Below are 13,409 nucleotides of genomic sequence, written 5' to 3'. Positions count from 1 at the left end.
TTATCTCCAAACCTCATTCCGATACTTGCGAAGTAAGAAATTGGTTAAATTTTGCAGGTCTTTGGATATATTCTGCAGTTCGTTCCATTTCACTTTTTGATCGGTTCCGAAGTCCCAATAGCCATTGGTCCATTTACAATATGGTTTTAGTAACTCTAAATCATGTTTAAACTGGTTGATAGAAACTATATCCTCATGTTCCTCTGAATGATAGCGATCATAAATAGCATCCATCAAGTGGCCCATTGAAGAAATTCCCGCACCATGCATTAATCGGGACTCCTTTGGGTTTACGTTCCATGCTTCGGGAAATACTTGACTAACTGCTGACCAATAATTACACATTAATTGGAACATTGCGTCTATGTCGCCTTCACCATTTTTGGCATCTCGAAAACGATAAAGAGCTCCTTCAGCCAAGCTACTTTCAATTAATTTCAGTATAGAATTATCTTTAATTTTTCCATTAGGGTTTGTAGCAGTTTTTATCATCCGATTCATTGGTGAATCCGGGTGGTAATTTAGTTCGTCAAGTAACCTAGCGGGGAACCGCTTTTTCTGAAGAGGCCTGGCAAGTTTTGTATCTGTGAATGGCAGTAACTCATAAATCAAGCCTTTTGGAAGTGGTTTCGTTGAATTAACCAAAATGAATTGTTCGCGTTGCTCTTGTGTATCGTTCGTTATAAAAGCGGAGATTGGCATTTGGAACTCTCCACAGTTAGCTTCTCGCAATGCAGCTGCACGTTGCTGTCCATCAACAACCCAACCAGGTTTTATGTTGTCGCCATCAATCAATGGAATATGTATTTCACCAAATGTCCCGTCTTCAGAAAGTGGCTTGAAGGTCACCCTTTCATCAAATGCGATAACGATTGCATTAGGTATCATTGGGTTAGCAGACTCGAGATAGCTCTTTATCTCATTGATGTGAGATGATACCTCAGGTCTCTGATATCCGGCTAAGTGGTTTTCTTCCCTTTTGACTCTTGATATGGCTGCAACACTATGAATGTCTTTACCTTTTAAAGCAAAACTATAAAGCTCTCGATTTGGACCTTGTATTATTTTCAGCGCTGGTACTTTCAATATTTTCATAGATTAATCCGATATCTTGGCTAGTTCTTTTTGTAAGGTGTTATATGCATTGAAAAGGTTATGAAAGCCACGTCTTCTATTGCGAGCCGCGCCTCGTTTTAACATCACGTGAACCCCAATTGCTTTGCAAATGTTACAAGGACAGGCAGTCCAAGGTTTATCTGTTAAAACTTTATCCATTAGCATTCTTCTTGTTTTTTTATGTGCATCCTTTAAATAGAGCTTTTCATATTCACAAAGAGCTTCTAATACGGCTTCTTTCGATGCGCGTCCTTTATCGAATTGAATGACTAAATCTAGACAAATTCTTTCAAGCTTAATTGCTAAGTCTTGATCAATAGCTCCACTAGCGATTAAATTTCTCATTGTGTTGTTACCATCTACTTGTGGTATGGCTATGGAGGTGTACTTATGTTCAGGTAAATGATAATTAAATTTATCGTCTTTTAACCCTTGCATAAGAGGTGACGTGGAGTCAAAACTAGTTACGCCGAACGAGTAGAATTGAGGGATGTGCTCTAAACGATTAATCCCAAGTAGATGAAGTTGAGTAGTAGGCTTCCTGATTTCTGAGACCTTGGCTAGGATCTCTAGAATATCTCTAGTTTTTAGAGGAATCATACCTCCTAATGCGATTTTATCGTATCCCATTTTCTGAAGTTTAGTGACGGATTCGGAAAATGAACTAGGGTTCCAACCATGTGCCACACCATATGGATTGAATGGCTCAGATTTAGATATTTTCAGGAATTTCGATGCATTTTCTAAATTTAGTTCGGTTCTTCTTAAACATTCCTTAAGGCGTTCACCAACGATTTTAGAGGACTTAACATCGTTATTCTCATAATCGAAAATAATATGATCCATGGCAATGCCATGAGTGAAGCCTGAATTTGTATAGAATTCTGCTACATCTTCAACTGAGTATGGAGGTTCAACTTCCTTTACATAACTGAAGGCACCACAATCTCCGATAGTTTCATAACTTCGTGGGAGTCTAAAAAATCGGTATACGCCTTCACGGAAAAATCGTTGTCTTTGTGCAACTGAATAGCGGCCTTTTACCCCACTTAAACCCTCCACGATAGCTTTAGATATAAGAATGCCATCATAAACAGGGCTATCAAATAATTCATGTGCGTACTTATCATCACGTTGAATAACGCGAAACTCATTATTTGTCTCATTAACAAAATCAAATGTTGGATCAACAAAATCATGGCTATCGGGAAAGAAAAATTTAACTTTTTTCACTAATTAAAACTCTAGGCTAGAATGATATTTCGCAAATAGTCTGGAAAACCTTTTTTGTTCACAGGATATTCCCTTATCTCGTAAAGCTCTCAACGCGGAAGTTGCTGACTTGAGAGAAGAATTTGGTAATTTAGATATTTCGTTCATTACATCAGAGTCGTTGAGTCTATTTATCTTTTTTCTTATAGTATCTGGCAATGAATGGTCTAACTCTTTATATACCTCAATCATTTTTTTTAGCGGGTACGGTGCGTTGATGGATGCTTGTATGAGATACCGGGCCAGTCTAATATTCAATGATACCATCGAACCTTTTATTTGCTCTGAAGAAGAAAATTTTTCTTTTGACTTCAAAACGAATCTATTCAAATTCTTATTGATTTTGCTATTGCTAGTTATTATTAAGAAATTGCTCTCGTTAAAAAGCCCTTTATGGACTAAATCTAGAAGATCATTTTCAATCGCAACCAAATAGCTTTCGCTAGAGCAAAAAATATACATATCTTCTGGGTATTTTTTTACAAGTTTTTTAAAAGCATTTTGATTTTTGTGTAGTAGAGACCACCAACTTTTGGTCGGGTCTATAGTAAGCTTGTTAAGTTCAATGTTCCCCACAAAATTAGGGCTAGATTTGTTAAATGTTGCGTCGTAAGGGCGTGCTAATTTTGAGTGATGAGCGAAACCTAATCCCGCTGAAACGACCCAGAGTGTTACGTCCTTAAGTGTATTAAGGTTTTTGGCAATCGACCAATGGTCACCTTTGTATAAGTCGAGAAGCGACAGCATTTCATCAGCTTTACCGCTTAATGTATTGAGCCATTCTTCTGCAGAGTTGCAACCTTTTGCAAACGCATCAGTCAGTGCTACGGTATCTCCGACCGTGGTATTTTTGGCGCTAACGCAACTAGTGATCAAATTCACCCGCATTCTATTCACCTTGGTAGTAGACTGCGCATGTGCACGTTTCTTTGAGTTCCACTTCAAACAATTGAGGTAAAATTGGCTTAACTTTATCCCAAATCCACATTGCGATTACTTCGGCGGTTGGGTTTTCTAATCCTGAAATCTCATTTAGATAATGATGATCTAACTGGTCTAGTATTGGTTTGAACTTGACCTTTACGTCATCGAAATCAATAAACCATCCTTTTAGGGGATCTATGTCACCTATTAGGTGAAGCCTTACTACGTAGGAGTGCCCATGAAGTCGTCCACACTTGTGACCCTCTGGAACATTGGGTAAAAAGTGCGCAGCCTCAAAGGTAAATTCCTTACAAATTTTTATAGACATAATCGGTTAATGCCGTTACTAACGTGATATTTTGTGAGATTGTACACTAGTAATTGCTAAGCAGCTAGTTGCGGAATCCAATTTCACCCAGTACGATAAACGATAATGAAGATTTTCAATAATTGAAGACTACAGAGGTGGATGGACATCAACAAGTTGAAGGTTAAAAATTCGAATTACTTTATATTAAATAAGGATGACATGATGGACACTGTGCTGAAAAAGACACTCGTTAAAATAATTTTAACACTACAAGACGACCATCATGGCTGTAAAGAGGAAGCAATAAACTTAGCAAAGCAGGCTTTAGGTTGCGAAATTCAACACAATGATATCCGTGAAATAATAAATAAAATTAGTGAAGAGCGAGTTGATAAAATTGTCTCAACTCTTGAGAGTATAAAAAATCCTGTGTAAGCGCCATTCTACTCACATATTTAAAAAAATAAATAATGTCAGTTTCATACCCGCTTATCGATCATTTATTAGCTGACTACAAATCCCAGGAAGACCCGTTTGGTTAGCAGGGTATCCTAAAGCAGTTAACCAAAAACTGCCGAACGCGCCCTTGAAGCCAAGAGTATTTGAGATAATGCTTAAACTTTCTCAAACAAGTCTTCAACTTTGCAGTTAAATAACTCGCAAAGTTTATCAATGGTTTCAAAGTCAACGCGCTGTGCAGTCTCTTTGTAAAGCAGGGTAATCGTATTTCGATTAAGCCCTGTCTCTCGCGCAACATCGGTAACTTTTAATTTGTGTTCACCCATTAATCTGGCTAAGTGACACTTAATCAATTTACACCTCAAATATCAAAATGCCATTTAAAATGACAAAAAATGTTTGCACATGTCATTTTTAGATGCTAAATTGCATTCAAGATGACATTTTGGTTTATAGAGTAGCTTTATGTCATTTAGACTAACTCAAAAAAGAGGTGTTTACCATGAAAAGTGCAATGACTTATTTAACGTCTAATGAGCTGTCGGCATTAATCAAGTATGACTCCCGAACTATACGGGAGCAGCTAAAAGACAAGGTGCTACTTGAAGGAGTCCATTACATCAGGCCGTTTGGTGGCAGAAAAATTTTATATCTGTGGGAAGCGATTGAACGAGATATGGCTAAGCCCACTTGGGGGCTGGTGATTCCAATGGCAAATGGAGGTCATGCTCATGGCTAGTATCAGAACCAGAGAGGGTTCAAAGAATTTGCTCATCGATTTTAAATACAAGAATCAGCGCTTTCGTGAGCAAACGGCTTTGCCTGACAACGCAGCTAATCGTAAGAAATTAAAACAGTTACTTGATCGCATTGAAGCGGAAATCACCTTAGACACTTTCGAGTACCGTAGGTATTTCCCTAACAGCAAAAATGCTGACAAGGTTGAACAGCAACTTAATTACGAGCGTCAGTTTACACGGATGGGCGATAACCCGTTGTTCGGGATTTTTGCTGATACTTGGTATGACGAAATGCGGGTTACCTGGCGTGACTCGTACGCATCGACCATTAAGATTTTGCTTGAGACTAGGATTAAACCCTATTTCAAGGATAGGAAGGTCGACCAAATCACTAAAGCTGAATTACTCCAATTTCGCGCCTCACTCGGCAAAGTACGTCGCGAAGATGGAAAGGCACTCTCAGCTGATTATATCAACCGCCATCTGAAGGTTCTTCAAATGATCCTCAGTGAAGCAGCCGACCGTTTTCAGTTTAGCGCAATCGAGAGGCTCAAACCAGCCAAGGTGAAAAAAACGGATGTGGATCCGTTCACCTTAGATGAAATCAACAGGATCTTAAGTCATGCCGACATTGCATATCGAGACTTGCTTACGGTGGCTTTATTTACCGGGATGCGCACGGGGGAGATTTTGGGGCTTAAGTGGCGTTACGTTGATTTTAGTAATGATCTGATTTTGATTCGGGAAACCATCGTCAATGGTAAAGAGGAGTACACCAAAACCGATGGCAGTCAGCGTGAAATTGCCATGTCTGCACCTGTTAAGGCCGCACTGCAGCGTCAACAGCAGCGAACCGCAAATGGGATCTACGTGTTTAGTAACAGTGCCGGTAAGCCACTTTGTCGGCATAACCTGTTAAAACGCAAATGGTATCCCTTGCTTGAGAAACTTGAGCTTAGAAAGCGTCGTCAGTACCAAACTCGGCATACCGCAGCCACCTTATGGTTAGCGGCAGGGGAGAACCCAGAGTGGATCGCACGGCAAATGGGGCATACCACAACAGAGATGTTATTTCGGGTGTATAGCCGTTTTGTGCCTAACCTGACGCGTCAGGATGGATCTGCTTTTGAACGCTTAGTGTTACAACACGTAGAGGTGCAGCATGCATAGTCTTATTCCTATTTTTCCAGGCTGTTTGTCGGGTTTAAACCAGAACAATCAACACTTTCATGGCAGTTTTCGTTTGCTGGGTTGTGTTGCTAGGGTGTCTCGCACTGGCGAGCCGTACTGGTCAATTAAAGTGGCGGATATTTCAGGTATGCGCGAAGTGTTGTTATTTGACGAGACGCCGCGCTGGGATACCTTCGCGGTCAATGGGGTGATTATGATGGAGTTGTCGTTACGCCCTCAAGTCGGGTTTATTGTGGCGAAAAATCCGGAGCAGCTGGCGCTAAGAGATGCATTGATGGAGCCCGCGCTGTTTTGGAAAGCGTTACCGGTGAGTTGGATTGTTGCCGAGTGGGTGGTGGAGCGCTTTTTGCAGCTCTTGATGAGTATGCAATCTGCGGTACTACTGGCTTTTATCACCAAGGTGTTCTGGCAAAGTGATGTGTTGCAGGCCTTTTTAGCGGCACCGGCAAGTCTTAATTATCATCACAATTATAAAGGCGGCTTACTTGAGCATAGTGTGGAAACAGCAGAGATTGCTGCATCCTTACCCTTGCGTACTCAGTATGACCGCGATGTGCTGATTACAGCAGCGTTACTGCATGATATCGGTAAGGCGAAAACCTTAACCCAGACCATGCGCCGCACATCACTGGGTAAGTTAGTGGACCATGATGAAATGACGCTAGAAATCTGTGCTGCAGCACTTCGCTGGTTAGACGCAGAAGACCCATCAGCGGCTATCTTGCTGCGTCATATCTGGACATGCAGCAGCCCAGGAGCTCGGTATGGTTATAAAGCGGAAACCTACCTGGCACCGGCCCTGCAGCTTGCCGACCAGATGAGCTCACAGTTAGCGAAACAGGCCTAAATGCGTTGCAGGCAGGCGGTTTCATCCCTCTTTCTTTCACGCCACATATACCAATTCTGATTTGTGGCGTGAATACCAAAGCATGGCAACATGCTTAAAACCCAGTACGTCAGTTAAACTTAAACCACCTCCGGAGGCTTTATGAGCATGACAACCGTCTCATTGATTATTGCATTCTTTGCCTTTATGGCAATCGGAATGACGCTCCTTGCAACCTATTTTGCGGCGCTATACAAGGAAGAGCAGCGGAAAAATCGGGCGTTAATGCAACAAAAATCCAAGAAGGAAAAGAAAAATGCTAAACGGTTATGAAATCGCGATGCTGTTAACCATTGCCGCTTCGTTCGTTTATATGATGTGGCGTTTGTATCATGCGATTGAGCAGGAAAAGCGGGAGAAGCAACAGGAAAAGACCAAAGATAGTGACAACGATGAATGCTAGGTAATTTCCTAGCATTGTTGCTGAGGGCCTATTTTGCCGACTAAGATTGATGTATTGCTAGGCTTTTTGCTAGCGCAGTAAAGCTTCAATATGCTTTTCCAGCATTTCCTATATCAGTAAATCACTTAAAAAATATGCTGTACGCAGCAATAGCAGAATACATCAGCAGAGCCTGCCTAAAGAAAAGCAGCAAGCCAAGGCGTTTCTCAGGCATGGAGCATGAAGCGTGCGATGCTATCGCCGCAATACACCACAAAATGGACAGAGCTGCCCGTTGTCAGCTAGCCACTGTTCACGCTTGGCTGATTTGTGGCAAAAAATACCCTTTGAACTACGATCAGAATGTTAATGCTGTTACAAAGAGGAATGCTATGAGCTACACCGTTGAAATCCTTCAGAATAACCTGCTGCCCTTGCCTGAACCGCTTTGCACAGCGTTAGGCTTTGCCGTTGGCGATATTTTGGTTTGTGAGATGAATAAGGAGCGAAATGAAATGAGGATGGTAAAACATACTGATCAGACGCTAAGTGATGAAGCAATTGAAGCTGCCAGCAATTTAACACGCGTTATAAGCTTAAGCGCTGACGAATAATACGTAGTGATCTGTACCAGCATCAGTGGACACTTCACTAAGCACTGTTCTTCAATTCAAAATTCTCTGGGCTAAGATAGCCCAGTGCACTATGCCTTATGGTCTTGTTGTAATCAACCTCAATGTATTCAAAAACGTGCTGTCTCATTGTTTCCCTATCCATTATCGGTTCATCCTGAAGCGCTTCAACCTTCAATGAATGGAAGATGCTTTCCGCACAGGCGTTGTCCCAGCAGTTTCCTTAACGGCTCATGCTTTGCACCAGTTGGTGCTATGTAATCAAGTCACGGTAATCATGCGAGCAATACTGGCTGCCGCGATCACTATGAACTATCACCTTTTTTGGGCGTCCGCGGCGAAACAAGGCCATTTTAAGCGCATCACACACCAAGTCTGCCGTCATGCGGTTACTCATCGACCAGCCAATCACTGTGCGTGAGTAGAGGTCAATAATCACAGCCAAATACAGCCAGCCTTCGTTGGTCATCAAGTAAGTAATATCACCGACCCATTTCTGGTTCGGGCCTGTTGCGTTAAAGTCTTGTTCAAGCAAATTTGGTGCAACAGGGAGCGTATGATTGCTATCCGTTGTAACCTTGAACTTGCGCGCCGCTTTGGCCACTAATCCCTGACGTGCCATGCTGTTTCGTATGGTTTTTACGTCAGGTTTATCACCATGCTCAGCAAGGTCTACCTGAATTCGCCTAGCACCATTACGTGCTTTGGAATCGTCAAAGGCTTCCTTTATCAAGACATCTCGCTGTGCACGCTTCACCGCCCTTGGGCTTGTCGTCAGGCCGCTTTTACGCCAGGCATAATACCCACTACGCGACACCTGAAGCACCGCAACCATTCTGATTAACGAGAACAGATGCTGATGCTCAAGAATAAACTCAAACCGCGCTATTTTTGGTTCTTCGCGAAGTAGGTGGCCGCCTTTTTTAAGATGGCTAAATCCTCTGCTTGCTCAGCTAGCTGACGCTTTAAGCGTGCTACTTCAGCGGCAAGCTCGGATTCACGTTCACTGGTAGTAGACTTTTTCTCGGCAGCAGAGCGCCAGTTATACAACTGAGATTCATAAAGCTTTAATTCCCTGGCTGCGGCAGCTACGCCGATCTTATCAGCCAATTTCAGAGCTTCAGCTTTAAATTCAGCGGTATGTGTTTTGCGGACTTTCTTTGTTGACATGATTCATCTCGTTAAGCGATTGTACTCACTTAGCAAGGTGTCCAAAAGTGTTGGTACGGATCACCTGATCAACACTTTTATCTTTATTTAAGTCATGCTCAACAGCTAGAGACTCAGAAATAAAGTAACGAACCTTATGTAGCTGTGTGTCATACTCTTGACTTTTAATTTCAACAGCAGTGGCAAGACGCTCATCTAACCACTTTTTAAGCTGGCCATTAATTTTAGATCGAGCTTGCTGAAGCCAGTCTTTTTCAAATGGTTTTAGAGCAGGTAGCTTTGATAAAGCCTCTTCAGAGCTTCCCTCAACTATTTCTCTATCGACATTAAAAGAAGCAAACACTCGGCTATCGCCAGCAATTATTGAATAGATTTTTAAGTAAGAAGCGCTATATGTTGAGTCAACACAAAACTTACGATCAACATTTAATTTTCTCTCAGGCAATTTGGATAACCAAAGATAAAATGCTAGTTCTTTTGGTGGCAGTTTAATTTCAATGCCATTCACTAACAGACATTTTTTATGAGTCAAAACTTCAACAATTATTTTTTTCTTTTTGTAAGAATTTAACAACTTAATGGATTTACTAAAAGAATTACACTTAACCTGATTCATGAATCCTTGATCAACCATATTACGCATGCGCACAAAAGGGATTTCTGCAAGAGTAACTTTTGCATCTTTGGTATTCAAAGGTATGTCCCCTTTCGCAATATAATTATCGTTTAAGGTTGGAAAAAAGAACTGATCAGAAAACTCAAAATCTTTACTAACAAAAACATGACTAAGAACATCTTGCTCGCGGCCAAACATTGACATGGCATACCCCATATAAAACGCCATAGTCTTGCGGCCGCCTGCAATCGATGCATGAATTCGACAGCTCTCATCCGCAGTGAACTTGGCCACAATGCGCGTAATCGAGTCTGCAATACTTTGTTGGTCCCCCTCTTCACGACCATCAAATACGGCCTCACCATCATCATGCTCCATAAGCAAGATATGACTCAGGCAGAACTTGAAGTCAGGTAGGCCATGATGAGCTTTTAATTGCTCAATTTTTCCTTTTTCAAGTAACCACTCTACCGCTTTGGCTTTGGCGTTGGCTGAAGTGATTAAATAAACCTCGTCAGGGAACGGCCTACCCTGCATATGAATAGCATATAGCGTTTCAGTTAACACCTGGGGGCTTGTTCCCATAATGGCAAGCAGAATGTTTTTCATTCTTTGGATCCTAAGAGCTAAAATAAATACTTTACACTGACATTGATCAGACCAAAACTTCATTTTTCTATTTTCGATATTCCTGCCTGATCAGCCATTCGGTATCATATAGCCTCAACTTTCGGGGGCAATATGAAATTAAAAATCAAACGGTTAGACCATCACGGTATTGTCGCTGCGTCATTGATGACTTAAACATTGTGCCCTTGTTAGATCTGCACTTACCACAAGATGACAAACAGGAAATCACCCCATGCGATGCAATTAAGGGCATGATCATGAATGGTCTGGGATTTTCGAGTCGTCCGTTGTCGTTGAGCCCACAGTTTTTCACCAATCTGCCGATGGAACATTTGTTTCGCGAAGGCGTCAACGCCTCGCACTTTAATCGCCACAAGTTGGGTAGAACGCTTGATCAATGTGCTGATTTTGGCTGTGAAAGCTTATTTTCTCTGGTCTCCCATCAAGCCTGTGAATTAGAAGCCGTGGATTGCACATTTAAGTCACTGGACACCACCAGCCATTCATTGACCGGAGACTATGCCGTCCATTCTGACGAGGACAGCGATGAGCATGTCATTCACATTACGCACGGCTACAGCAAAGCGGATCGCCCTTATTTAAAACAAGTTGTTCAGGAAATGATTGTCAGTCAGGACGGTGGAATTCCTCTGGCCTGTGAAAACTGGGATGGCAATACTGCTGATACCAAAGTGTTTAAAGATCGCGCCAAAGCCCTAGTGGAGATGCTGAAAAACACCAAACAACCCAGTTATCTGGTCGCTGATTGTAAACTGTACCATAAAGAAAACGCCGAATTTTTATCGCAGTTAACCTTCATTACACTGCTTCCTTCCACCATCAAACTTGAAAACACCCACATTACACAAGCGTTAGCGGCACAGCAATGGCAGAAAATTGATGATAACTATCAATACACCGTCAATCATTTAGAGCATATGGAGATACCGCAACGCTGGATAAACGCTGGATAGTGTTGCACTCTAAAGCTGCCGGTGAGCGGGCGAAGATAGCAAGCTTGTAAACGCCATATTTATTTTTCAATTTGCTATTGTAAGTTCACACAAGGAAGGGCGAATAACTACCGTTCGCTACTTTTATATTTTAATGACTCTGAAGGACGATATTATGACTGGATTTAACCCCGCTAATTTTACAGTAGCTAAAGCTAAGCCCTTGCCTGTAGTACTGTTGCTTGATGTAAGCACCAGTATGCAAGGTAACAGCATCAATCAGCTAAACGCTGCTGTAAAAGAGATGATTGCTGACTTTGCCCGTGCTGAAAAAAATGAAATTGAGATCTTGGTTTCAGTCATCACTTTTGGCGCTGAAGTCTTACTTCATACTCCCTACACCTCTGCCAAAGACATTGAATGGCAAGACTTACGAGTAAGTGGTGCGACACCAATGGGTACCGCTTTCTCTATGGCAAAGGCGATGATTGAAGATAAAGATGTTACTCCATCGCGTGCCTACCGTCCTACTATCGTTTTAGTCTCGGATGGTGAGCCAAATGACTCTTGGCAGCAGCCATTGCGTGCTTTAGTCAATGAGGGGCGCTCACAAAAATGCGATCGTATGGCAATGGCTATTGGCAGTGAAGCTTCCAACGCTGTGCTTAATGAGTTTGTCTCGGGTACTGAAAATAAAGTGTTTACGGCACAAGATGCTTCGCAAATTCAAGAGTTCTTTAAATTTGTCACTATGTCTGTAACCACCCGAACGAACAGTCAGAATGCAAATGTTGTACCTAAGCCAGAAGAAGTTGAACAGTTGGTCGAGCAAGAACAAAACAAGCAGTTAGTTGAGTCTGAAGATGAGTTCATCTAATTTGCACTGCATCATAGATCGTTCTGGAAGCATGGCGGAATATGGCAAGCCAATGTTGTTGGTTAACTTGCTGCGCTATATCCGTCAATTTACTACACAGCACAGTCAGAGCTCTCGTTACTTTAGCTGGCAAAAAGATATTGCTGAGATGAATTGGTCTGCTCAAATTGATGTTGAGCTGCCAGTTGTTGAGGGTAGTAGCGATATCGCTGCCCTTTGCAGTTGGACTGAAGCAAATCCTGGAGTCACATTTTTGGTGCTAACGGATGGTTATTTTAAGTTAACTGATCAACAGCGGTATCAACTTACTCAGTTGGAAAATTTATATGTTGTTGGGGTGGGCGGTGATGCTGATTTAGCACAGCTAAATACACTTTCACAGAATAGCTATCGTGCTGAACAACTAGGCCATGTTCTACATACAATTTGGCGACCAAAAACTGCAACTGTCGGCCCAGCAAGTCGAGTTGAATTAGCTGTGGTTCTTGTTGAAGGTGAATCAGATGATGATGAGTGGTAACACACCGGCATGGCGAGGCTTAGGCGATAGTGATATTGGTCCGCTTCATCTACGCCTAGGTTTGCCAAATCAGGATGCTTACTACCTAGAGCTTGAGAAGGAGCCACTACTCATTACTGTATCGGATGGTTTAGGGAGCAAACATTTATCCCAACTTGGAGCTCAAGCCGTAAGCCGTGCGGTGGTGAAGTTAGCGCAGTATTGTGTGGATAAGTCGGAAATTGAGCCCCTATCTTTACTTAAATTGTTCCATGATTTTTGGCTAGAAGAGCTTCAGGATATAGATGTTGAGCAGTGTCGCTGTACGGCGCTGTTCGCTATTGTGCTGGGTGAGCAGACTTTTATTGCTCAGCTTGGTGATGGTGATTGTTGCATTATTACTTCCAAGCAAATAGTAGGTGAGCAACAGGTTAGATTTTTAACTGATAAAGACGACGACCTGTTTGCCAACCAAACATACTCGTTAGGCAATAAATTTCAAGCCAGTCAGTGGCAGTTTTGTTTGCAACCGACTGCTGAATTAGATGCCTGCTTCTTAGTCACCGATGGTATTGCCGATGATTTGGCTTTAGAACACCGCGCTAGTTTTTATCTTGAGCTATTGAGGCAATATCGTCAGTTGTCAGATGATGATGTTAAGGAGGATGTACGGGGCTGGATTAGCCAGTGGCCTGTGGCTGGCCATAGTGATGATAAATCCATCGCTGCCTTGTATCGCTAGTAGCTGTAGC

General features: G+C 42.1%; 16 protein-coding genes and 2 pseudogenes. 11 read left to right on the top strand and 7 right to left on the bottom strand.

The features are described from left to right. The 4 genes from dbpB to queD are packed head-to-tail and all read right to left on the bottom strand — an operon-like array spanning position 1 to position 3,640. Positions 1-1,095 carry a DGQHR domain-containing protein DpdB gene (gene dbpB, locus IE070_RS15545; protein WP_189484115.1) on the bottom strand — a complete coding sequence of 365 codons (1,095 nt, stop codon included), beginning with the start codon at positions 1,093-1,095 and terminating at the stop codon, positions 1-3. Positions 1,096-1,098: 3 nt separating this feature from the next. Continuing rightward, positions 1,099-2,349, bottom strand: coding sequence for a tRNA-guanine transglycosylase DpdA (gene dpdA, locus IE070_RS15540; RefSeq protein ID WP_189484114.1), 1,251 nt, complete (start codon positions 2,347-2,349; stop codon positions 1,099-1,101). A gap of 3 nt (positions 2,350-2,352) precedes the next feature. Then, positions 2,353-3,276, bottom strand: a complete 924-nt coding sequence (locus IE070_RS15535) for a hypothetical protein (protein ID WP_189484113.1) — start codon at positions 3,274-3,276, stop codon at positions 2,353-2,355. Between the two features lies 1 nt (position 3,277). Beyond that, the gene (gene queD, locus IE070_RS15530) at positions 3,278-3,640 is read right to left on the bottom strand and encodes a 6-carboxytetrahydropterin synthase QueD (RefSeq protein WP_268247356.1); all 363 of its coding nucleotides are present in this window, start codon (positions 3,638-3,640) and stop codon (positions 3,278-3,280) included. 201 nt (positions 3,641-3,841) lie between these two features. Between queD and IE070_RS15525 the strand changes: the two genes are divergently transcribed. Then, the gene (locus tag IE070_RS15525) at positions 3,842-4,057 is read left to right on the top strand and encodes a hypothetical protein (protein WP_229797109.1); all 216 of its coding nucleotides are present in this window, start codon (positions 3,842-3,844) and stop codon (positions 4,055-4,057) included. 179 nt (positions 4,058-4,236) lie between these two features. Here IE070_RS15525 and IE070_RS15520 read toward each other — a convergent pair whose 3' ends face one another. Continuing rightward, the gene (locus IE070_RS15520) at positions 4,237-4,434 is read right to left on the bottom strand and encodes a helix-turn-helix domain-containing protein (protein ID WP_189484112.1); all 198 of its coding nucleotides are present in this window, start codon (positions 4,432-4,434) and stop codon (positions 4,237-4,239) included. A 149-nt stretch (positions 4,435-4,583) separates the two neighbouring features. On the opposite strand from IE070_RS15520, the gene IE070_RS15515 reads away from it, so the two are divergent. The 6 genes from IE070_RS15515 to IE070_RS16795 all read left to right on the top strand — a co-directional run bounded on the left by IE070_RS15515 (position 4,584) and on the right by IE070_RS16795 (position 7,586). Next, a complete protein-coding gene (locus IE070_RS15515) occupies positions 4,584-4,820 on the top strand; it encodes a hypothetical protein (RefSeq protein ID WP_189484111.1) in 237 nt (78 codons plus the stop codon). After that, on the top strand, positions 4,813-5,991 hold the full coding sequence (locus IE070_RS15510; RefSeq protein ID WP_189484110.1) for an Arm DNA-binding domain-containing protein: 1,179 nt from the start codon (positions 4,813-4,815) through the stop codon (positions 5,989-5,991). Before IE070_RS15515 ends, IE070_RS15510 begins: the two co-directional genes overlap by 8 nt. Next, positions 5,984-6,859, top strand: coding sequence for an HD domain-containing protein (locus tag IE070_RS15505; protein ID WP_189484109.1), 876 nt, complete (start codon positions 5,984-5,986; stop codon positions 6,857-6,859). Before IE070_RS15510 ends, IE070_RS15505 begins: the two co-directional genes overlap by 8 nt. Positions 6,860-7,000: 141 nt before the next feature. Continuing rightward, a complete protein-coding gene (locus IE070_RS15500) occupies positions 7,001-7,171 on the top strand; it encodes a hypothetical protein (RefSeq protein WP_189484108.1) in 171 nt (56 codons plus the stop codon). Beyond that, positions 7,155-7,301: a hypothetical protein gene (locus tag IE070_RS15495; protein WP_189484107.1), complete on the top strand. Its 147-nt coding sequence runs from the start codon at positions 7,155-7,157 to the stop codon at positions 7,299-7,301. The genes IE070_RS15500 and IE070_RS15495 overlap by 17 nt, the downstream gene beginning before the upstream one ends. A 219-nt stretch (positions 7,302-7,520) precedes the next feature. Continuing rightward, the gene (locus IE070_RS16795) at positions 7,521-7,586 is read left to right on the top strand and encodes a DUF4113 domain-containing protein (protein WP_189484125.1); all 66 of its coding nucleotides are present in this window, start codon (positions 7,521-7,523) and stop codon (positions 7,584-7,586) included. 345 nt (positions 7,587-7,931) lie between these two features. Here the strand turns inward: IE070_RS16795 and IE070_RS15485 are convergent. Both IE070_RS15485 and csm6 read right to left on the bottom strand, forming a co-directional pair. Beyond that, positions 7,932-9,082: pseudogene (locus IE070_RS15485) on the bottom strand (IS3 family transposase). A gap of 25 nt (positions 9,083-9,107) precedes the next feature. Further along, entirely contained in the window at positions 9,108-10,307 is a 1,200-nt protein-coding gene (csm6, locus tag IE070_RS15480) for a CRISPR-associated ring nuclease Csm6 (RefSeq protein WP_189484106.1), read from the bottom strand. A 132-nt stretch (positions 10,308-10,439) separates the two neighbouring features. Between csm6 and IE070_RS15475 the strand changes: the two are divergent. From IE070_RS15475 to IE070_RS15460, 4 genes and pseudogenes are all read left to right on the top strand, one after another. Next, positions 10,440-11,290 (top strand): annotated as a pseudogene (locus tag IE070_RS15475) (IS1634 family transposase); the annotation flags it as partial. Between the two features lie 145 nt (positions 11,291-11,435). Continuing rightward, a complete protein-coding gene (locus IE070_RS15470; protein ID WP_189484104.1) occupies positions 11,436-12,158 on the top strand; it encodes a vWA domain-containing protein in 723 nt (240 codons plus the stop codon). Beyond that, a complete protein-coding gene (locus IE070_RS15465; protein ID WP_189484103.1) occupies positions 12,145-12,678 on the top strand; it encodes a hypothetical protein in 534 nt (177 codons plus the stop codon). Before IE070_RS15470 ends, IE070_RS15465 begins: the two co-directional genes overlap by 14 nt. Then, entirely contained in the window at positions 12,662-13,399 is a 738-nt protein-coding gene (locus IE070_RS15460; RefSeq protein WP_229797106.1) for a PP2C family serine/threonine-protein phosphatase, read from the top strand. The genes IE070_RS15465 and IE070_RS15460 overlap by 17 nt, the downstream gene beginning before the upstream one ends. Positions 13,400-13,409 lie beyond the last annotated feature (10 nt).

It is taken from the genome of Alishewanella tabrizica (genome assembly GCF_014652375.1).
Lineage (GTDB): Bacteria > Pseudomonadota > Gammaproteobacteria > Enterobacterales > Alteromonadaceae > Alishewanella > Alishewanella tabrizica.
This window is presented reverse-complemented; position numbering and strand designations above follow the sequence as displayed.